This window comes from Polaromonas sp. CG_23.6, assembly GCF_029892315.1.
Lineage (GTDB): Bacteria > Pseudomonadota > Gammaproteobacteria > Burkholderiales > Burkholderiaceae_C > Polaromonas.
On record NZ_JARXUY010000001.1, the window covers coordinates 1,555,226 to 1,575,955 of the forward strand.

A 20,730-nucleotide genomic window follows, 5' to 3' on the forward strand; every position below is an offset into this window, starting at 1 on the left:
GCGAAAGTGGTAGATAAAAGCATAAAGATCCTGGTCGTGGACGATTTTCCGACCATGCGCCGGATCATTCGCAACCTGCTCAAAGAGCTTGAGTTTGTCAATGTCGATGAGGCGGAAGACGGCGCTGTCGGCCTTGAAAAGCTCAGGGCCGGCAATTACGGATTCGTGGTGTCCGACTGGAACATGCCCAACATGGATGGCCTGGCCATGCTGCAGGCCATTCGGGCGGATCCCTCGATGGCCAAATTGCCGGTGCTGATGGTCACGGCTGAAGCGAAAAAGGAAAACATCATTGCCGCGGCCCAGTCGGGCGCCAACGGCTATGTGGTGAAACCTTTTACTGCGGTCACGCTGGAAGAAAAGATCACCAAGATATTTGAAAAAATTGCGAAAGAGAGTGCTTGAAATGGCGCAGGAGAATCCTTCTATTGCAACTGTTCCAGATTCAGCCGAACAGTTGCTGCACCGCATTGGTCAGCTAACGCGTCAAATGCGGGAAAGCATCCGGGAACTGGGCCTGGACAAGGGCATTGCCAAGGTGGCAGACGCCATTCCCGATGCGCGTGACCGTCTGGGCTACATCGCACAAATGACAGAGCGCGCCGCTGAAAGGGCACTCAATGCCATCGATGTGGCCCAGCCGATTCAGGATGACCTGGCCCGGCAGGCCAAGGACCTGACCCAGCGTTGGGATGCCTGGTTTGAAAGCCCGGTGGACCTGGACGAAGCGCGTGAACTGGTGCTTGACAACCGGGCTTACCTGCGGGCTGTGCCGCAGCAGGTCAGCGCCACCAACGCGCAGTTGATGGAAATCATGATGGCGCAGGACTTTCAGGACCTGACAGGCCAGGTCATCAAGAAGATGATGAATGTGATCAATGACATGGATACACAGCTGCTGCAGTTGCTGATTGACAATAAGCCGCTTGAAAAACGGCCGGAGTCGAACACCAACCTTCTGCATGGCCCTGAAATCAAGCCCCAGCAGCCCGATGCAGTCGGTGATCAGGCGCAGGTTGACGACTTGCTGGCCAGCCTCGGGTTTTAAGCCGGCGGTTTGCCCGATTGCTCAAGCAGCAGCTTTATCGCCGGCTTGTTTGGCCGATCGGTTCAGCTTGCACGCCTTAATAATTGCCGGAGTCGGACAACTTTGCGTCTGAAGCTTCGGAGCATTGATGGCGGAAGAAAGTGATCTCGAAAAAACCGAACCTGCCTCACCCCGGCGGTTGGAGAAGGCACACGAGGAAGGCCAGGTCGCCCGGTCACGCGAGCTGGTCACTTTTGTCATGTTGAGCACCGGGCTGGGCTGCCTGTGGGCTACCGGCGACCTGATGGCCAGTCATCTGGGCAGCGCGCTGCGCAATGGCATGCAGTTTGAACGCGCTTCCGCATTCGATGCTTCGCAGATGCTGGTACAGGCCGAAGACACCGTATTTCACGTGCTTCAGGCACTGGTTCCGCTGCTGGCCGCGATGTTGTTGGCGGCGCTGGTGGCGCCCATGCTGCTGGGCGGCTGGCTGCTCTCGGGCAAGTCGCTTAGCCCCAAGTTTTCCAAACTGAATCCGATCGCCGGCATTGGCCGGATGTTTTCGACCGAAACGCTGGCCGAACTGGTCAAGACCATCGTCAAGTCCCTGCTGATCGGCGGCATCGCCTGGTGGGTGATCTCCGGTAATCTTCAGACCATCATGGCGCTGATGAGCGAGCCGGTGCATGAGGCGCTTGCGCACACGCTGCGGCTGGTGGCCAGCAGCTGCGCCCTGATCATCGGATCCTTGCTGCTGGTGGCCGCGATTGATGTGCCCTACCAGCTCTGGAGCCACCAGAAAAAACTCCGCATGTCGCGCGAGGACTTGCGCCAGGAGCAAAAGGAAAGTGATGGCGATCCGCAGGTCAAGGCGCAGATACGCCGGCAACAGCAGCAAATGGCCAAGCGCCGCATGATGGCCGAAGTGCCCAAGGCCGACATCATCGTGACCAACCCGACCCATTTTGCTGTCGCCCTGAAGTACAGCGACAAGGACATGCGGGCGCCGCGCGTCATTGCCAAAGGCACCGACCTGGTGGCCCTGCGCATCCGCGCGCTGGCACAGGAGCACAACATCCCGGTGCTGGAAGCGCCACCGCTGACGCGGGCGCTGTACCGCCACACCGCGCTGGGCGCCGAAATTCCGGCTGATTTGTATGCCGCTGTGGCTGAAGTGCTGGCCTGGGCTTACCAACTGCAACGCCAGACGACGGAAGGCGGCGCCTTGCCGCCCCGGCCAAAGAACCTGCCGGTGCCTGAATCCCTGGATTCTGCGGAAAGCCCGGCATGAACGCACTCGACAGCTTGAAGCGGCTGCCTCGCATGTTGATGGGCGCCGACAATGGCAAGGGCCTGGTCGGTCCGGTCCTGGTCATTCTGATCCTGAGCATGATGGTGCTGCCGCTGCCGCCGTTTTTGCTGGACCTGCTGTTTACCTTCAACATCGCGCTGTCCATCATGGTGCTGCTGGTCAGCATGTACACCATGAAGGCGCTGGACTTTGCTGCCTTTCCGGCGGTGCTGCTGTTCACCACGCTGCTGCGGCTGTCGCTCAATGTTGCGTCCACCCGCGTCGTGCTGATGCAAGGCCATACCGGCCCGGACGCGGCTGGAAAGGTGATTGAGGCCTTCGGCCACTTTCTGGTGGGCGGGAACTTTGCCGTGGGCGTGATGGTGTTCATCATTTTGGTGGTGATCAACTTCATGGTCATCACCAAGGGCGCGGGCCGGATTGCCGAGGTCGGTGCGCGCTTCACGCTTGACGCCATGCCGGGAAAGCAAATGGCGATTGATGCCGACCTCAATGCCGGCCTGATCGGCGAAGACGTGGCGCGCAAACGCCGTGCCGAGGTGTCGCAGGAGGCCGATTTCTACGGCTCGATGGACGGTGCCAGCAAGTTCGTGCGCGGCGATGCCGTGGCGGGCCTGTTGATCCTGGTGATCAACATCATTGGCGGCCTGGTCGTCGGCGTGGCCCAGCACGACATGAGCTTTGCCGAAGCGGGTACGACATACACCCTGCTGGCCATTGGCGACGGCCTGGTCGCGCAGATTCCGGCACTGGTGATTTCGACGGCTGCCGGCGTGATCGTCTCGCGCGTCACCACCGACGAGGACGTCGGTGGCCAGCTGACCGGGCAGTTGTTTGCCAATCCTCAGGTGCTGTTTTTGACAGCCGGCGTCATTGGCATGATGGGTCTGATTCCGGGCATGCCGAACCTGGCCTTTTTGCTTATTGCCGGCGGCCTGGTATGGATGGGCCGGCGCGTGATGCAGCGCCAGGCCGTCAGCACCGCCGCAACCGCCGCGCTGCCAGCCCCCGCGCCCGCCGCGACGGAATCGCAGGAGGCCAGCTGGGACGACGTGGCGCTGGTCGATCCGCTCGGGCTGGAAGTCGGCTACCGCCTGATTTCCCTGGTGGACATGGCGCAAAACGGCGAATTGCTGGGCCGTATCAAGAGCATTCGCAAAAAGTTTGCGCAGGACATCGGTTTTCTGGTGCCAGTGGTGCATATCCGCGACAACCTTGAAATCAAGCCCAATGCCTATGTTGTCAGGCTCAAGGGTGTAGAGATTGGCCGTGGCGAAGCCACGCCCGGCCAGTGGATGGCGATCAATCCGGGGCAGGTCAGCGCGACCTTGCCCGGCACGCAGACCAAGGACCCGGCCTTTGGCCTGCCTGCCATCTGGATCGACGCCAGCCTGCGCGAGCAGGCGCAGATCTATGGCTATACGGTGGTGGACGCCAGTACCGTGGTGGCCACGCACCTGAACCACCTGATTCATGCGCATGCGGCCGAACTGCTTGGACGCCAGGAAGTGCAGCAGTTGCTCGACCGCATCGGCAAGGAGTCGCCGCTGCTGGTGCAGGACCTGGTGCCCAAGGCGCTGTCCCTGACCAGTGTGCAAAAGGTGCTGCAAAACCTGCTGGACGAGAGTGTGCCGATCCGGGACATGCGCACCATTCTGGATGTGCTGGCCGAACAGGCGCCGGCGGTGGCGGACACGACGGAGCTGACCTCGCTGATCCGGCTGGCTCTGGGGCGCGCCATCATCCAGGATATTTACCCGGGCAACGAGCAACTGGAGGTCATCGGCCTGGACAGTTCGCTGGACCGCGTGCTGCTGCAGGCCCTGAGCAACAGCAACGGCCTGGAGCCGGGGCTGGCCGACAACCTGCTGCGTGAAACCCAGTCGGCCATGGCACGCCAAACACAACTGGGACTACCGGCCGTGCTGGTGGTGCAGCACCCGCTGCGGGTCTTGCTGGCGCGCTTTTTGCGCCGTAGCCTGCCGCAGCTCAAGGTCCTGTCACATGCCGAAATTCCTGATACCCGCACCATCCGGGTCACCGCCACGATTGGAGGCAAGTCTTGACCACTGGCAGCGAAACCGGCATGACCACCTGCACCGTCGTTGCAAGCTCCACGCTGAAGGCCTTGCGGCTGCTGCGCGAACAGCTGGGGCCGGACGCGTTCGTGGTGTCGAGTCGCGTGACCGCTGGGGGCGTGGAAATCGTGGCTTCGCTGCAAGCGCCTGCGGCAGGCAGAATTCCGTCCGTTGCGTCCCTGGCCCTTGCTGCCCCGTCACCGCTCATGCTTGTGCCGGCGCCTGCCGCCCCGGTTGACGGCGGTGACAGCAGCGTCCTGCGCGAAATCCATTCCATGCGCGGCATGATTGAAGAGCAGCTTGCGGGCCTGACGTGGAACGAGGCGCAAAAGCGCGATCCGCTGCGCGGGCAACTGCTGCGCACCTTGCTGGGTGCCGGCTTCAGTGCCCGCCTGGCCAAAGACCTGCTGACTGATTTGCCAACCGGGCTGGACCATGCCGGTGGCCTGGCGTACATCAAGTCGGCCATGGCAGGTCAGATGCCAGTGCTGGAAGACGAAGACGCCCTGATGAATGAAGGCGGCGTGTATGCCCTGATGGGGCCGACCGGCGTCGGCAAGACCACCACCACGGCCAAGCTGGCAGCGCGTTGCGTGATGCGATTCGGGGCCGAAAAACTGGCGCTGATCACCACCGACAGCTACCGCATCGGTGCCTACGAGCAGCTTCGCATCTACGGCCAGATCCTGGGCGTGGCGGTTCACGCCGTCAAGGACGCTGGCGACCTGGAAGCGGTGCTTGCCAGTCTGCAGGACAAGCACATGGTGCTGATCGACACCGTCGGCATGAGCCAGCGCGACCGCGCCGTGTCCGACCAGATTGCCATGCTGTGCGGTGCCAGCCGTCCGGTCAAGCGTCTGCTGCTGCTTAATGCTTCCAGCCATGGCGACACGCTCAATGAAGTGGTCAAGGCGTATCGCCATGGCGGTCAAGCGGCCAGCGGCACCGACCTGGCGGGCTGCATTCTGACCAAAGTCGATGAAGCCACGCATCCGGGGGTGCTGGTTGACATCGTGATTCGTCACCAGTTGACCATTCACTATGTCTCCAGCGGCCAGAAAGTGCCGGAAAACCTTCTGCTCGGCAATCGCAAGCTGCTGATTGACAGCGTGTTTGAGGCCAAGAGCCAGAGTTCCCTTTTTGTGCCTGGCGAGGCCGATCTGGATGAGCAACCCGCCGCCTTGCGCAACGAAGAGAAAGTGGCTGCCGCTGAAGCGGTCAGTCAGCGCCTGCGCGCGCAGTGCCGGCAACTGATCAGCACACTGGCCCACAACGCCCAGGAACTGACCTCCAATGCGGCGGCTCTGGCGACGGGCGACATCGGCTTTGAGCAAAGCCGTGCCCTCTGGCGCCAGCTCTCGGGCGACCCGGTGCAAGCGGGTGTCATCGCCGCTACGCTGGTGCGGCAGGCGCATGCCGACAGCAAGCGCCATTGCGGCGATTACGTACTGGCCAGCAGCCGCGACATCACGCTGCCCGCCGATGACAAGGGCGACTCCCGCATCCATGTCACCGCCTTGTTGTCTGACCGCACCGGCCAGCCTTTTGCTGCGGCGTTATCGGTGTTATTGGCGGGCGCCGCCAACGCGGATAAAGTGCCGCCTGACGCTCTGGATCCGCACCATTTCGACAACAAGCCGGTGATTCATCTGTTTTCCGGCATGGCATCGCTCGACCAGATTCAGGTCTGGCAAGCTGCCGGCCTTCGCTGGGTGGCCTCTGTTCCGGCCAGCCTTCAGGTGGAGCTTGCCGAAGACGGCCTTTCGGCAACCTTGCAAGAACTCGTTTCAGGGCTGGAATTCAGCCTGCCGCAGCCGGTCTCGTTTCGCGGCAAGACGGGATTGCTGTCGATTGCTGAAATGCTGGTCAGCCTGTGCCCTGATGCCCAAGGCGAGCATACCGGTGCTATCGCCGAGGCTTCTTTGCAACGCTGCGTGGTCAGGCGAGTTGTGGATGCGGCCAGCGGCAAGCTGTTGGCTCACAGCTATCTGCTGACCAGTATCAGTATTCAGGCAAAAGCACCGCAAATCATGCAGTGGGCGGTCTGGCGTTCTGCGGTCGAGCCATATTTCAAACTCCTTGAGCAAAGCCTTTTGCAGTTCGCAGACAGTCTTGCTTCGGCTGAACCGGTCCGTCTCGACATCCTGCGGGTTGCGGCGCAGGCCAGCACCACGGTGTTTCGCCTGCAGCAGGCCCCACACACATGGGCTGCAACGGCGCGCAGGGCTGTGTCTCAATTGACCGGACAGCCAGTTCACGCAGACCAGCCGGTGCCAGGCCCGGTGCTGTTTGAAGGCCTGGGAAAACTCTATGTGCTGCTGGATGCACTGGAGAGTGATGAGACTGCCGAGTCGCTCGCGGTGTACCCGGAGCCGGTGCAAAAACGAGACGTACAGCATGGAGAAAATAGTGCTTGACCAGGCCGATGGGCTGCGCCGGCTGATGGGCGGCAACACCGCACAACGCGTGGCGGTGATCGACAGTCCGGCCAGCGCCGGAGTCTGCAGCGTGACGCAGAATCTGGCTGCAGCCCTGATGCAGCAAGGCCAGGACGTGCTGCTGCTGGACGAATGCGTCGGGCCGCAGGCCATGCCGCTTGCGCGCGACGGGCGGCTGGTTCTGGTGAATGCCGTGCTGGACCCGGACGGTGCGTTGTCCACGCTGGCCGCGAGTACCGACCATATTCTGGTCGTGTTTCAGGCCAATGCCCAAGCCATCACGCAAGCCTATCTGCGCATCAAAAAGCTTCACTATGCGCATGCGTTTCAGCATTTACGGGTGCTGGTCAACGAGGCCGATGACCCGGCCCAAGCCCAGCGCATGCTGGCCAACCTGGCCACGACAGGCAGCCGCTATCTCGGATTGGACCTGCAAACGGCAGGCTTCGTCAGGGCCGATCCGCTGCTGGCCCAGGCCAGTCGCCTGAACCTGACGGTGGTTCAGGCCTTCAGCACCAGTAGCGCGGCTCGGGACTTTTGCCGCATTGCCGCCGATTTGCTGCAGTGGCCACGCTCGCCAACCCCCAGCCGGACGCCTTCGCTGCTGCCTGGCCGGATCACGCGCCCTGAAGCCCCAGCCGTGGCCGGCATGCACTGAAGCACTTGTCCGGAATCATCGCCAGATTGTCAAGAAAGCAGGACGCATCCTTCATGTACACCTCCCAGGGAAAAATGGACCAATCCGGTTCAGCCGCGTTGCTGACGCAGCATGCGCCTTTGGTGCGCCGCCTGGCATTGCAGCTGATGGCCAAGCTCCCGGCCAGCGTCGATCTCGATGACCTGATCCAGGCCGGCATGATCGGTTTGCTCGATGCGGCCAGCCGCTACCAGGACGACCAGGGCGCGAAGTTTGAAACCTATGCCAGCCAGCGCATACGCGGCGCCATGCTGGACGAGTTGCGCGCCAACGACTGGGCGTCGCGCGGCTTGCGTCAGTCTTCGCGCGGCGTGGCCAAGGCCATTCAGTCCCAGGAGCAAAAGCGCGGCAGGCCTCCCACCGAGGGCGAGATTGCCGCGGAACTGCAGCTGCCTTTGCCCGCCTACCAGAGCTTGCTGCAGGAAATCCAGGGCTGCCAGCTGCTCTATTACGAAGACTTTGACCGCAACAGCCAGGAAAACACATTCATTGACCAGCAATGCAGCAGCCGGCACGACGATGCCGGTGAAACCGGCGACCCGCTGGCCCAGTTGCTGAAAAACGGTTTGCGGCAAAGCCTGATCGATGCCATTGGCGCCATGCCCGAGCGCGAGCGCCTGCTGCTGAGCCTGTACTACGACGAGGAACTCAACCTGCGGGAGATCGGAGCCATCATGGAAGTCAGCCAGTCGCGCGTTTGCCAGTTGCACAGCCAGGCGATCAGTCGCCTGCGCGGGCTGTTGGCTGAATTGCCTTAGCGCCCACACTGCCTGGTCATGCCCTGCTTCCAGAAGACGGAGAGCCAGAAAAGATTTTAGCTATTAAATTAATAGCTAATAGAGCCCGTAGGTATTGCGCTAAAGCCTTATTTATCTTATATTTTATAAGGACTTGGCGCCGTGTGAGCAACCAGTCCGGCGCAGGCCGGCTCCGCGTAGCGCAAGCCGACATCTGCCAAGGACTTGAGCCGCAGATCGGGGTTCAAAATCTGCCATCAATGGCGCCGCCTGAACAGCGTCGATTGTTTAAAAGCTCAGCCGACCGCCAGGCGGTTGCCGCTTGCGGCGCCGGCGTCATGTGCGCCATCCGGGCCATACAGGGGTTTGCCGCTGGCCTTCAGAAAACTGATGGCTTGTCGGGTGAAATCGAGATGGGCGTGAATCATGACGCCATTGGCGTGATTGAGCGCGTGGGCCTGGGCTGCGCATTCCCGCAATTGCTTCCACGCCTGGGTCAGGCTTTGCCCGCCAGCGGCAGCCGCCGCCTCGGCACCGCTGAGATCCGCTTTATAGCCCAGCCTCATTTGCTCGTTTTCCCGCTGGCGACCGAGCAGGGCAACGCTGTCGGCCAGTTTTGATTTACGTTCAGCCAGTTCCTGCAGGGCGGTGAAATGGCCTTGGGACATGGCGTCGGCTTCACGCGTGAGCAGGTCGAGAAATTCCGCCACGGCGGTGTGCTCCTGCGTCAGGTGCTGTAGCAGCAGGCTGCTCATGATGTTTTCCTGTCAAGCAAGTCACGCACGGTGGAGAGCAGGCCGTCGGCGATTTTGGCCGTGTCAACCTGGTAGCGGCCGGCACGGATGCTTTCGCGGATCTCGGCCACGCGGGCAGCGTCAAAGTCGGAGGTCAGCCTGGCATGGTTGTTGACAGCCGGCGATGGTGTTGCCGATGCGTTGGCGGGAGCGCTACTCTTGGTGGACGCCACTGCGGGAGCAGGGGTCCCGTTGTTCAAGAAGGTGACGTTTTGATTGATTTTCATGAGGTTCTCTTAGGCACTTATTCGCATAACGGCAGGTTTTTCTGAAACTTTAGGCAGATGGCAGAAAAATTTCAGGCCTGTCAGTTGTCGCGTTCAACGGTCCCGTCTGGGAGCACGATGCCGCTGATGCGTTGTCCGCCCTGGATTTTGACCTGAATCACCGCGCCGGCGGCGGCGCCGGTCATGGCCTTGCCTTCGGTGCTGATCACAAATCCAGGTCCCCGGGTGACCAGCTTGACCGTTTGCCCCTGTTTCACAACGGGAATGCCGCGCAGTTGTTCGCGCCGGATCGGCGCGCCTGAAGCGATGCGGTTCAGTGCCACCATGCCGCCCAACTGGGTCGAATCCACAATCACGCCAGCGGGCAGGGTGGTCAGGTCTGCTTCCCGGGTGGAAGTATCCGCTGGCAGCAAGGCTTGCCCGGCTTCAATTTGTCGTGTGGCGATCTGGTAGGGCCCCGTTACTGCGACATACGCCTGGACGTAGCGAGTCCAAGGCCGGCCCGCATGGCAGCGTAGCCCGACCGAAACACGTCCCCACAAGCGTGCGCCAGGAGGTAAAAAGGCTTCGAGTGCGTCACAAGGCGGCAGATTGCCCGACAGGGGTGTGGCAATGCTGACCTGAACCTTGCCGGGCAGGCCGGTTGTTCGAGCGCTTAGAAACTGCTCAATCACCGGGCGCGCATAGCCCGACAAAGGCAGCGGTGCTGCGCTGTGCGCGGACGGTGCGATCGTTGCCAGGACCAGCAACATTGCAATCACTTCAGCAAACGGCCGGGACAGTGATTCATGCAGGGGTTTCGTCATGGAATCCTTGTTGAAAAGCAATGGCGGCAGATCAATTGTTTATGCCATCGCCAGCCGCGGTGCAGTCGGCATCTGATCTTTATTTTAGGGAAATCAGTACAGGCCCAAGGGGTGAACTGGGTCGCGATACGGATGCTGTTTGTTCGATTGGCGGCAGTTCCCCCCATTTTTCAGGGCTTCCAACCACCATGGGGAATACTGAACTGGGCCTCTAAAACCCATCTGTTCGAGTGATTGGCTAAAAGGCAGCTACCTACAATTATTTTCAATCAAGGACCTGTGGACCACCCGGCCGCTGACTTCACACGATGGGATAGTAATGATAGACAAGCTGGACTCCGCGCTGCGTTTTCATCAGGAAGCACTCAACCTGCGGGGCCGGCGGCAGGAAGTGTTGTCGGCCAATATTGCCCACGCAGACACGCCCAACTACAAAGCGCGTGACTTTGATTTCAGCGCCACGCTGTCGCAGGCCGTGGAGCGCGGCCGCCAATCCGTGACAACCTCCATGGCCACCACGTCTTCTCGCCATCTGTCCGGTGAGGCCGCAGCCGGCAGCGATGCAGGTTTGCTGTACCGCACGCCTAACCAGTCCAGTCTTGACGGCAACACCGTCGAGATGGATGTCGAACGCGTCAATTTTGCCGACAACGCCATGCGCTACGAGGCGAACCTGACGATATTGAGTTCCAAGATCAAGTCGCTGCTGGCAGCGGTCCAGTAACGTAGAAAAAAAGTCATTGCATGCCGTACTCCAACAGCTCCATGGGAATTTTTCAAATTGCCGGTTCCGCCATGACGGCGCAGTCCCAGCGCATGAGCACCACGGCCAGCAATCTGGCCAATGCCGACAGCGTTGCCGGCCCGGATGGCCAGCCCTACCGTGCGCGTCAGGTGGTGTTCGAGCTGGACTCTGCCAATGGCCAGGGTATCGGTGGTGTGCGGGTGGCCCGCGTGATTGAAGATCCGTCGCCCATGCGCATGGTCCATGACCCCAGGAACCCGCTGGCCAATGCCGAGGGTTACGTCACCATGCCCAACGTCAATGTGGTCGAGGAAATGGTCAACATGATCTCGGCTTCGCGCTCCTACCAGGCCAACGTCGAGGTGCTCAACACCGCCAAAACCCTGATGCTGAAAACACTGACGATTGGCCAGTAAGGCCGAAGACGGCCGACCTCTAATTATTTACCCGGGAACTTCTTCATGGCCGTGTCTGCACTCACCTCGTCCGACAGCATCGGTGCGCCCGGCGCGCTGTCCTCCACCACGGCGACAAGCGCCGACAGCGAGCAACGCTTTCTCAAGCTGCTGGTCACGCAGTTGAACAACCAGGACCCGCTCAATCCGCTGGACAACGCCCAGCTGACTTCGCAGCTGGCGCAAATGAGCACGGTCAGCGGCATCGAAAAACTCAACAGTGCCTTTCAGTCGCTGCTGGCGCAAAGCGGCTCCAGCCAGGTGCTGCAATCGGCTTCGCTGATTGGCCGCACAGTGCTGGTCCCTGGCAGCGAGCTGACGCCCAAAAGCGGAGCCGACGTGCCATTCGCCTTTGAGGTGCCTCAATCTGCCGATTCGGTGAAGGTCACCATCACCAACGCAGCCGGCGATACCGTTCGCAGTTTCGATCTGGGCGCGTTGCCGCAAGGCGTCAAAACGCTGTCGTGGGACGGATTGAGTGACACCGGCGCGCCAGTGGCTGACGGTAGGTACATGGTCAATGGAGTGGCCCGCAGCGGCGACACCAATGTGCCGGTGACGGCTCTGGCCTATGCCAGTGTTTCCAGCGTATCGCAGGGCGCCACGGGCGTTTCTCTCGATCTTGGGTTAGGCCGTCAGGCCCGCCTCGGTGACGTGCGCCTGATTCTCTGAGTGGGCCATGTCCTGGCAGCCTGCATTTAAAAGTTCTATTTCTATTTGTATTTCAATTTCAAAGAAGTAAATACCATGAGTTTTTCACAAGGACTGAGCGGCCTGAACGCTTCTGCCAGCAATCTCGATGTCATCGGCAACAACATTGCCAATGCAGGCACGATGGGTTTCAAGTCCGGGAGTGTGCAGTTTTCCGATGTCTTCACGGGCTCGCAGATAGGTTTGGGCGCCAAAGTGGCCAGCGTGTCGCAGAATTTCAACGCCGGCGCGGTGCAAACCAGTGCACGGTCGCTGGATGTGGCGATTGTCGAAGGCGACGGATTTTTCCGGATGACGAGTCCGGGCGGCGAGATTGCGTATTCACGCAACGGGCAATTCAACAAGGACAGGGACGGCTTCGTTGTCAATGCAGCTGGCTTGCAGTTGACGGGCCATCAGGTGGATGCCGCAGGCGCCATGGGCGTAGGGCTGGAGGCGCTGCGATTGCCGAGCACCGCCATGCTTCCGAAAGCTACCGGGGACATAGCAGCCCAGTTCAATCTGGACGCGCGTGGCGCCATTCCCACGGTGGCTTTTGACGCCAACAACGCAGCGACCTATAACTACTCCAATTCGGTCAAGGTCTATGACTCGCTGGGAAACCCCCACGAACTGGCTACTTTCTTTGTCAAGACCAACCCCATCGCGCCCAGCACTTCGAGTCCATGGGCTTTGTTTGCAACCGCTGACGGCGTTGCGGTCAAAGGACCAGCGGCAACGCTGGCGGCATCGACAGCTGCGGCCACTGCGGCTTCTGGCGCAGCGTCTGCTGCGGCAACGGCGGCTAACGACAAAGCTGCTGTCAGTGCTGCTGCTGCTGCCCTGCCTGCCGCCACCACAGCCGAAAAGGAGACGGCTGCCAATGACGCCAAGGATGCGGCGACCGCCAGGACCACAGCGGCTTATGCGCTGGCTGCACTCGAGACCGTCGGCATCAAGATGGGCCAGCTGACTTTTGATACGAGCGGCACGCTGCTCTCGCCGGCCGATGGAAAAATGGCGCTGGAGGGCATCAACTTCGCCAACGGCTCCGCGCCCATGACGCTGGCCTTTGCGGTCACCGGCACCACTCAGTACGGAAGTGCAAGCGATGTCAAACAGCTTGATCAGGATGGATATGCCTCGGGCACCCTGGCCGGGTTTTCCATTGGCAAGGACGGCACCGTGACCGGAAAGTATTCCAATGAACAGGTCAAAACGCTGGGGCAGATTGTGCTGTCCTCGTTTGTAAACCCGGCGGGCCTGCAATCGAAGGGCGACAACGTCTGGACTGAAACCGCTGCATCGGGCCAGGCACTGACCGGCAACCCTGGCGCTGGCACCAAGCTGGGCGCGTTGGCTTCGGGGTCGCTGGAAGCGTCCAACGTCGACCTGACCTCCGAGCTGGTCAATCTGATCATTGCCCAGCGCACGTACCAGGCCAATGCCCAGACCGTCAAGACGCAGGATCAGGTGGTACAGACCCTGATGAACATACGCTAATGCGCTTGTGGCCCGCTGACACAGCAGGCCGTGGCATCAACAAAACCAGCGAACCCAGGACAAAAGTATGGACCGGATGATCTACGTCGGCATGAGCGGTGCCAAGCAGGCGATGGAGCAGCAGGCGTCGGTCGCCAACAACATGGCGAATGTCTCGACGCCCGGTTTCCGTGCCCAGATCAACAGCTTTCGGGCTGTGCCGGTGGTCGGCCAGGAAGCCGCCACGCGCGCCATGGTGGTGGCTTCGACGCCTGGTGCCGACATGCGCAGCGGTCCCATGACCCAGACCGGCCGCGCGCTGGATGTGGCCGTTCGCGGCGAGGGCTGGCTGACAGTGCAGATGCCAGACGGCAGCGAAGCCTACACCCGCGTCGGCAACCTGCAGGTTGGCGCCCAGGGCCAGTTGATGACCATGGATTCCCGGCCCATCGCAGGCGAAGCCGGGCCGCTGGTGGTGCCGCCCGGGTCGGCCTTGGTCGTAACCAGCGAAGGCGTCGTCAGCGCCATCGGCCCAGGCGACCCGCTGACTGGTGCGGCTGAAGTAGGGCGCCTGAAACTCGTCAATCCACCCGTTGGCGACCTGGTGCGCGGCGACGACGGGCTTTTCCGGATGCAAGCCGGCGCAGCCCCCGCCCAGGCCGATCCTGCCGTGCGGCTGCTGACTGGCGCGCTGGAAGGCAGCAACGTCAATCCGGTCGAAGTCATGGTGGAGATGATTGCCAACGCGCGCCGCTTTGAAATGCAGATGAAGACGCTGCAGACGGCTGAAAGCAACGATCAGCAGGCCAACAAGCTGCTGTCCAGCAGTTAGTTTGCGCTCGATTTCTTTTTCTGACATGAACCAGGCCTCGGCCAACTCGCAGGATTTCTCCCATGATTCGTTCTCTCTCCATTGCCAAGACCGGTCTTGATGCCCAGCAGACCCAGCTCGATGTGGTCGCCAACAACCTGGCCAACGTCGGCACCGCGGGCTTCAAGCGCAGCCGCGCCGTGTTCGAAGACCTGATGTACCAGAACCTTCGCCAAAGTGGCGGCCAGACGTCAGACCAGACCCGCATGCCTTCGGGCCTGCAACTGGGCACTGGCGTGCGCGTGGTGGCCACAGAGCGCATTCATACGCAGGGCAATTCGACCAAAACCGAAAACCCGAAAGATGTGCTGATCAACGGGAACGGTTTTTTCCAGGTGCTGATGCCCGATGGCACAGCCGCCTACACCCGCGATGGTTCCTTTCAGACCGACCAGAATGGCCAGCTTGTGACCGCCAGTGGTTATCCGGTGCAGCCAGCCATCACGCTGCCGCAAAACATCACCAGCATGACCATAGGCCGCGATGGCACGGTGTCGGTGGTTCAGGCGGGCAGCGCGGCCAGCGTGCAGGTCGGCCAGATCCAGTTGGCGACTTTTCTCAATTCCGCCGGTCTGCAAAGCAATGGTGAAAACCTGTACGTTGAAACCGACGCTTCCGGCGGCGCGAACCAGACATCCCCCGGCCAGAATGGCGCGGGAACGCTCAACCAGGGCTATGTCGAATCATCCAACGTCAACGTCGTGGAAGAACTCGTCAACATGATCCAGACGCAGCGCGCCTATGAAATCAACAGCAAGGTCGTCAAGACTTCAGACGAAATGCTGGCACGGCTGTCGCAGCTGTGATGTGCCACTTGTTCGCAAACTGCCGGCTTATGGGGTGGGCAATGGCGGCCAGCCTGCTATTGGGCGGCTGCGCCCAAATACCGCGCGAACCGCTGGTGCAGCAGCCCATGAGCGCCCGTGCCGACCTCCAGGTTCGCCCCGCAGGACCAGCGAATGGGTCGATCTACCGCACAGGCTTTGGCACGCAGGCCCTGTTCGAAGACCGGCGGCCCCGTTATATCGGTGACATCCTGACCATTGTGGTGAGTGAAAACATCAATGCCAGCAAGAACTCCGCTGCAGACGCCAGCCGCAGCGGCAGTGCCAGTTCTGTGCTCGGTCTGATTCCAAAGCTGATCGGGGGATTGATTTCAAGCGACCTGGACGCAGAGGCCAGCGGCAAGAACACCATGAGTGCCAAGGGCGGTGCCAATTCCAGAAACACCTTCAACGGCGTCATCACCGTCACGGTGGTGGATGTCCTGGTAAACGGCAACCTGCTGGTCAGCGGTGAAAAGCAGATGCTGATCAACCAGGGCACCGAGTTCATCCGGTTTTCTGGCGTGGTGAATCCGCGCACCGTCAGCGCCAGCAACACCGTGCCTTCCACCCAGGTGGCAGACGCCCGGATTGAATACAGCGCCAAAGGGTATATCGACGAAGCGCAGACCATGGGCTGGCTGCAGCGTGCCTTCCTCAACGTGCTGCCTTTCTGACCATGCATCAAACTATTTCGCGTGACGTTCGCACCAGCAAGCCGGTCTTGGCAGTCGCCATGAAACTGTGTTTTCTTGCCAGTCTCCTGATCGCCCTGCCTTCACAGGCGGAGCGGCTGAAGGACCTGGCCAGCATTCAGGGCGTGCGCGACAACCCGCTGATTGGCTATGGCTTGATGGTGGGCCTTGATGGCAGCGGCGACCAGACCATGCAGACGCCATTCACCACCCAAAGCCTGAACAACATGCTTGGGCAGCTTGGCGTGACGGTGCCGGCCGGCACCAACATGCAGCTGAAAAATGTAGCGGCCGTGATGGTGACGGCAACCTTGCCGCCTTTCGTGCGGCCCGGACAGAACATCGACATCACCGTATCGTCATTGGGCAATGCCAAAAGCCTGCGCGGCGGCACCTTGCTGATGACGCCCTTGAAAGGCGCTGATGGCCAGGTGTATGCCCTGGCCCAGGGCAACATGGTGATTGGCGGGGCCGGCGCTTCTGCCGGCGGCAGCTCGGTCAAGATCAACCAGCTCAGTTCTGGCCGGATTCCGGCCGGCGCGATCGTCGAGCGCGCCGTCGAGTCTCCGCTCGGCGGCGACGGCACCCTGATGCTGGAACTTCATACCAGCGATTTTGGCACTGCGCAAACGGCCATGGAAGCGATCAACCGCAGTTTTGGCCCCGGTACTGCCACCGCGCTGGACGCCCGGGTGATCCAGGTCACGGCGCCCGCCCGACCCGAAGAGCGCGTCGGTTTCCTGGCGCGCATCCAGAATCTTGACGTAGCGCCGGCGCAGGCCGTCGCCAAAGTTGTCATCAACGCCAGAACCGGCTCGGTGGTGATGAACCAAAACGTCAGGCTTAACGATTGCGCCGTGGCACACGGTAATTTATCGGTGGTGATCAATACCGAACCCGTCATCAGCCAGCCCAACCTGCTTTCAGGTGGTGCCACCGTTGCGACGCAAAAGTCGCAGATCGAGATCAGCCAGGCCGGCGGCGCGCTGCAAGTCGTGCGCGGCGGGGCTTCGCTGGCAGATGTCATCAGGGGACTCAACACCCTGGGCGCCAACCCGCAGGACCTGGTGTCGATTCTGCAGGCCATGAAAGCGGCGGGCGCCTTGCGCGCCGAGCTTGAAATTATTTAAGGTGCTTTCATGACCAGTGCCGGACTTTCCAGCCTCAATGGCCCAAATGCTTCCGGCCCGGGTGTGCTCGATCAGCGCCTGTCGCTGGACGTGCAGGGTGTTGACGCCTTGCGGCGTACCGTCCGCACCTCGCCGCAGGAAGGCATGAAGCAGGCTTCAAAACAGTTTGAAGTGATGTTCATGCAGATGATGCTTAAAAGCATGCGCGAAGCGACGCCGTCAGACGGGCTGTTCAGCAGCTCGCAGGAAAAGACGTACACCTCGATGCTGGACCAGCAACTGTCGCAGCACCTTTCAGGCCGGGGGCTGGGCCTTGCCGAGGCCATGTTCGCGCAGCTCAACCGCGCCTTGGGCAGCGATGCCGTCCAACTGGCGCCAGCCGACGGCCCAAGGGGTGAGATGCCCGGAGCCCAGCCGCTGGGCATGCCGCTGGCCACGGATTCACAGCGTTTTGCCCAGCCGATGCCGCCGCTCAAGCGCGCGCCAGACCTTTCGTTTTACGAGACCGCCACCGCTCAGGCCACGATGAGCCGCAGCGTCCTGCCGCAAGCGCATGTCGAGCAATTCGTTTCACGCATGCTGCCCGCTGCGCAGCGGGCCAGCCAAGCCAGCGGCGTACCGGCGCAACTGATCATGGCGCAGGCCGCGCTGGAATCAGGCTGGGGGAAACGCGAGATTCGCGCCGACGACGGCCGGACGAGCTACAACGTGTTTGGCATCAAGGCCGACAAAAGCTGGAAAGGCCCGGTGGTTGAAACCACCACGACCGAATACGTCAACGGTGTGGCCCAGAAAATCCAGGCCAAATTTCGTGCGTACAGCTCCTATGAAGAATCGTTTACCGACTATGCCCGCTTCCTGACCAGCAACCCACGTTACGCCGACGTGCTGGCCACGAAGGATCCGGCCGAAGCTGCGCATGGGCTGCAACGTGCAGGCTACGCCACCGATCCGCAGTACGGCGTAAAGCTGGTTCGCCTCATGGAACAGATGGTCTAGTTAGTGTCATACAAAACGGGGGCAAAAAAAACGCAAATAAAAGCGCAATGAACGGCTGGGAAGACGGGCTGGCCTTCATTTTTCGATTATTCAGCCGATAAACAAAGACAGTTATTCACTGCCAGCACAGCTTTTCGGTTCCCAAAACTTGCACGCGCCTGGCCAGGCGCCTCACCACCCTCAGCTCAAGGAATTTTCATGCACGCAACCACCAGCCATCCCCCGTCTCTTAACGCCGCTGCAGAGCCTCGCAGTGCTGCGGCGCCCAAGGCGCTGGAGTTTTTGTCCTTCACGCTGGGCCAGGAAGAGTACGGCATCGACATCCAGAAAGTGCAGGAATTGCGCGGCTATGACACGGTCACGCGCATTGCCAATGCACCCGAGCACATCAAGGGTGTGGTGAACCTGCGCGGCATCATTGTTCCCATCGTCGACATGCGCATCAAGTTCAATCTGGGAACGCCATCGTATGACCAGTTCACGGTGGTGATCATTCTCAACATCGGCAGCCGGGTCATGGGCATGGTGGTGGACAGCGTTTCGGACGTGATCACCTTGACGCCCGGGCAGATCAAGCCAGCGCCAGCGATGGGTTCGGTGCTCGATACCGCCTACCTGATCGGTCTGGGAACGTTGGACGATCGCATGCTGATTCTGGTCGATCTCGAAAAACTCATGTCCAGCGATGAGATGGGCTTGATTGAAAAAATGGTGGCCTGACTTTCCCGTGTAGAAACCGAAAAAGAACTGAATCAACGAAGAAGAAAATGAATATCGGAAATCTGAAAATTGGCACCCGGCTGAGTTCGGGCTTTGCGCTGGTGCTGCTGATGATGGCGTCCCTGATCGTGGTTGTGCTGTCAAACCTGAACAGCATTGGCGACAGCAACGCTGACATGGTCAAGAAAGACTGGGTCAAGGCCGAGGCTGCCAACACCATCAACGCCACCATCCGCGCAAATGCGCGCCGCACCATGGAGCTGTTCTTTGCGCAGGATGCAGCGCAGACCAACACGATCAATGAACGGATCAAGAGCAACGCAAAAACCATCAATGATGCTGTGCAAGTCCTTGAAACGCTGATGACCACGGACGAGGGAAAGTCTCTGCTCGCCGACTTCAAGGAAAAACGCGCTCGTTACCTCCAGTCCATGGACAAGTCCATCAAGATGCTGGCCCAATTCAACAAGGCAGAGGCCATCCAGGTCCTGAACAACGAGACTCTGCCAGCGCTCGATGCAGTGCAAGACAACGTGACTCGCATCGTTGCGCTGCAGAGAAAGATAGTCGAAGTCAGCGGCGCTGATGTCGAGCAGCGCGTCGCCTCGACAAGCACTCTGATGATCGGTCTGGGCCTGCTCGCTGTGCTGCTGGGAAGCGCTTTTGCCTTCTGGATTACCCGCTCGATCACAAACCCCTTGAAGCAGGCCGTGCTGGTGGCCCAGAAAGTGGCCGCTGGCGACCTGACCAGCGACATCGAAGTGAGGACCCAAGACGAGACTGGGCAGTTGCTCCAGGCCTTGAAGGACATGAATACCAGCCTGACGGGCATCGTCGGCCAGGTCCGCCAGGGCACCGACACCATCGCGACGGCCTCCAGCCAGATCGCCGCCGGCAACCTGGACCTGTCCAGCCGCACCGAGCAGCAGGCCAGCTCGCTCGAAGAAACCGCCGCCTCAATGGAGGAGCTGACGAGCACCGTCAAGCAAAACGCCGACAACGCGCGTCAGGCCAACCAGCTGGCCGTGTCAGCGTCGAGCGTGGCCGTGCGCGGCGGCGCGGTGGTCTCGCAGGTGGTGGACACCATGGGCGCCATCAACACCTCGTCCAGGAAAATCGTGGACATCATTGGCGTGATCGACGGCATCGCCTTTCAGACCAACATCCTGGCCCTGAATGCGGCCGTCGAGGCGGCCCGGGCGGGCGAGCAGGGGCGGGGCTTTGCCGTGGTGGCGGCCGAGGTCAGAAACCTGGCCCAGCGCAGCGCTGCGGCTGCCAAGGAGATCAAGACCCTGATTGGCGACTCGGTGGACAAGGTCGAGGAAGGCAGCAAGCAGGTGGCCGAGGCGGGCCGGACGATGGACGAGATCGTGGACAGCGTCAAACGCGTGACGGACATCATGGCCGAGATCACGGCGGCCAGCCAGGAGCAGACGCAGGGCATAGAGCAGATCAACCAGGCGATCACGCAGATGGACCAGGTGACGCAGCAAAACGCCGCGCTGGTCGAAGAAGCAGCCGCAGCCGCGCAGTCGCTGCAGGAGCAGGCTGCCGGCTTGAGCCAGGTGGTCAGCGTTTTCAGACTCGATGAGGCACAAGTCAGCCAAGTCCGTTACGGGGCTGCCCCCCCGCGTCCAGACAGCCGCAAAAAGACCGCCGCACCCCAGCAGTTACCGGGCGCCAAGCCAGCTATTGCCGCTCCCAAACGCTCGCAACTGGCAGCTGCTGCGACGGCTGCCGGCGGGGACTGGGAAACGTTCTAAAAAAGATGAAGTCGGGTTAGTCGCACGCGTTATCCGACATGCCCAGGGGCGCAACCGCCGATGTTGGGTTACGCCCCTGGGGGCTAACCCAAACTACAAAAATTTTTAAATAGCTATGTATTTAATAGCTAGTAGAGAACGTAAAAATTGCCCGAGAGGTCGATTTAATGAGTAAATATTGATGAGCCTGGCGGCCCTAGGCGAACGCAGGCTAATCCTGATCGATATCGACCGGTTCAT

General features: G+C 60.8%; 21 protein-coding genes. 18 read left to right on the forward strand and 3 right to left on the reverse strand.

Annotation, left to right across the window (positions count from 1 at the left end; all coding sequences use genetic code 11):
- Positions 1-6 precede the first annotated feature (6 nt).
- The 7 genes from cheY (at position 7) to H4V98_RS07410 (ending at position 8,310) form a co-directional block, all read left to right on the forward strand.
- Positions 7-405, forward strand: coding sequence for a chemotaxis response regulator CheY (gene cheY, locus H4V98_RS07380; protein WP_196861626.1), 399 nt, complete (start codon positions 7-9; stop codon positions 403-405).
- A gap of 1 nt (position 406) precedes the next feature.
- On the forward strand, positions 407-1,048 hold the full coding sequence (gene cheZ / locus H4V98_RS07385; RefSeq protein WP_196861627.1) for a protein phosphatase CheZ: 642 nt from the start codon (positions 407-409) through the stop codon (positions 1,046-1,048).
- 127 nt (positions 1,049-1,175) lie between these two features.
- Complete coding sequence (gene flhB / locus H4V98_RS07390; RefSeq protein WP_196861628.1) at positions 1,176-2,318, forward strand: flagellar biosynthesis protein FlhB; 1,143 nt, start codon at positions 1,176-1,178, stop codon at positions 2,316-2,318.
- On the forward strand, positions 2,315-4,405 hold the full coding sequence (flhA, locus tag H4V98_RS07395; protein ID WP_196861629.1) for a flagellar biosynthesis protein FlhA: 2,091 nt from the start codon (positions 2,315-2,317) through the stop codon (positions 4,403-4,405). Before flhB ends, flhA begins: the two co-directional genes overlap by 4 nt.
- The gene (flhF, locus tag H4V98_RS07400) at positions 4,402-6,834 is read left to right on the forward strand and encodes a flagellar biosynthesis protein FlhF (RefSeq protein WP_231374280.1); all 2,433 of its coding nucleotides are present in this window, start codon (positions 4,402-4,404) and stop codon (positions 6,832-6,834) included. Before flhA ends, flhF begins: the two co-directional genes overlap by 4 nt.
- Entirely contained in the window at positions 6,815-7,513 is a 699-nt protein-coding gene (locus H4V98_RS07405) for a hypothetical protein (protein WP_196861630.1), read from the forward strand. Before flhF ends, H4V98_RS07405 begins: the two co-directional genes overlap by 20 nt.
- A 53-nt stretch (positions 7,514-7,566) precedes the next feature.
- Complete coding sequence (locus H4V98_RS07410; RefSeq protein WP_196861631.1) at positions 7,567-8,310, forward strand: RNA polymerase sigma factor FliA; 744 nt, start codon at positions 7,567-7,569, stop codon at positions 8,308-8,310.
- 275 nt (positions 8,311-8,585) lie between these two features.
- Here H4V98_RS07410 and H4V98_RS07415 read toward each other — a convergent pair whose 3' ends face one another.
- From H4V98_RS07415 to flgA, 3 genes are all read right to left on the reverse strand, one after another.
- Entirely contained in the window at positions 8,586-9,044 is a 459-nt protein-coding gene (locus H4V98_RS07415; protein WP_280757379.1) for a flagellar protein FlgN, read from the reverse strand.
- Positions 9,041-9,310 carry a flagellar biosynthesis anti-sigma factor FlgM gene (gene flgM / locus H4V98_RS07420; RefSeq protein WP_280757380.1) on the reverse strand — a complete coding sequence of 90 codons (270 nt, stop codon included), beginning with the start codon at positions 9,308-9,310 and terminating at the stop codon, positions 9,041-9,043. The genes H4V98_RS07415 and flgM overlap by 4 nt, the downstream gene beginning before the upstream one ends.
- 80 nt (positions 9,311-9,390) lie before the next feature.
- Positions 9,391-10,116: a flagellar basal body P-ring formation chaperone FlgA gene (gene flgA, locus H4V98_RS07425; protein ID WP_280757381.1), complete on the reverse strand. Its 726-nt coding sequence runs from the start codon at positions 10,114-10,116 to the stop codon at positions 9,391-9,393.
- Between the two features lie 319 nt (positions 10,117-10,435).
- Here flgA and flgB point away from each other — a divergent pair, with 319 nt between their 5' ends.
- From flgB to H4V98_RS07480, 11 genes are all read left to right on the forward strand, one after another.
- Positions 10,436-10,840, forward strand: a complete 405-nt coding sequence (flgB, locus tag H4V98_RS07430; protein WP_196861635.1) for a flagellar basal body rod protein FlgB — start codon at positions 10,436-10,438, stop codon at positions 10,838-10,840.
- Positions 10,841-10,860: 20 nt separating this feature from the next.
- Complete coding sequence (gene flgC, locus H4V98_RS07435; protein ID WP_280757382.1) at positions 10,861-11,277, forward strand: flagellar basal body rod protein FlgC; 417 nt, start codon at positions 10,861-10,863, stop codon at positions 11,275-11,277.
- 45 nt (positions 11,278-11,322) lie between these two features.
- Positions 11,323-11,988, forward strand: coding sequence for a flagellar hook assembly protein FlgD (locus H4V98_RS07440; RefSeq protein ID WP_280757383.1), 666 nt, complete (start codon positions 11,323-11,325; stop codon positions 11,986-11,988).
- 75 nt (positions 11,989-12,063) lie between these two features.
- Positions 12,064-13,509 (forward strand): flagellar hook protein FlgE, encoded by a 1,446-nt coding sequence (locus H4V98_RS07445; RefSeq protein WP_280757384.1) that lies wholly within the window; start codon positions 12,064-12,066, stop codon positions 13,507-13,509.
- A 67-nt stretch (positions 13,510-13,576) separates the two neighbouring features.
- Entirely contained in the window at positions 13,577-14,320 is a 744-nt protein-coding gene (locus H4V98_RS07450; protein ID WP_280757385.1) for a flagellar basal body rod protein FlgF, read from the forward strand.
- 62 nt (positions 14,321-14,382) lie between these two features.
- Positions 14,383-15,165 (forward strand): flagellar basal-body rod protein FlgG, encoded by a 783-nt coding sequence (gene flgG, locus H4V98_RS07455; protein ID WP_280757386.1) that lies wholly within the window; start codon positions 14,383-14,385, stop codon positions 15,163-15,165.
- Between the two features lie 29 nt (positions 15,166-15,194).
- Positions 15,195-15,860, forward strand: coding sequence for a flagellar basal body L-ring protein FlgH (locus H4V98_RS07460; protein ID WP_280757387.1), 666 nt, complete (start codon positions 15,195-15,197; stop codon positions 15,858-15,860).
- Between the two features lie 59 nt (positions 15,861-15,919).
- A complete protein-coding gene (locus H4V98_RS07465; protein WP_280757844.1) occupies positions 15,920-17,008 on the forward strand; it encodes a flagellar basal body P-ring protein FlgI in 1,089 nt (362 codons plus the stop codon).
- Positions 17,009-17,017: 9 nt separating this feature from the next.
- Positions 17,018-18,007, forward strand: coding sequence for a flagellar assembly peptidoglycan hydrolase FlgJ (gene flgJ, locus H4V98_RS07470; RefSeq protein ID WP_280757388.1), 990 nt, complete (start codon positions 17,018-17,020; stop codon positions 18,005-18,007).
- A gap of 198 nt (positions 18,008-18,205) precedes the next feature.
- Positions 18,206-18,727 (forward strand): chemotaxis protein CheW, encoded by a 522-nt coding sequence (locus H4V98_RS07475; protein ID WP_280757389.1) that lies wholly within the window; start codon positions 18,206-18,208, stop codon positions 18,725-18,727.
- A gap of 47 nt (positions 18,728-18,774) precedes the next feature.
- Positions 18,775-20,490: a methyl-accepting chemotaxis protein gene (locus H4V98_RS07480; protein WP_280757390.1), complete on the forward strand. Its 1,716-nt coding sequence runs from the start codon at positions 18,775-18,777 to the stop codon at positions 20,488-20,490.
- The last annotated feature ends 240 nt before the right edge of the window (positions 20,491-20,730 follow it).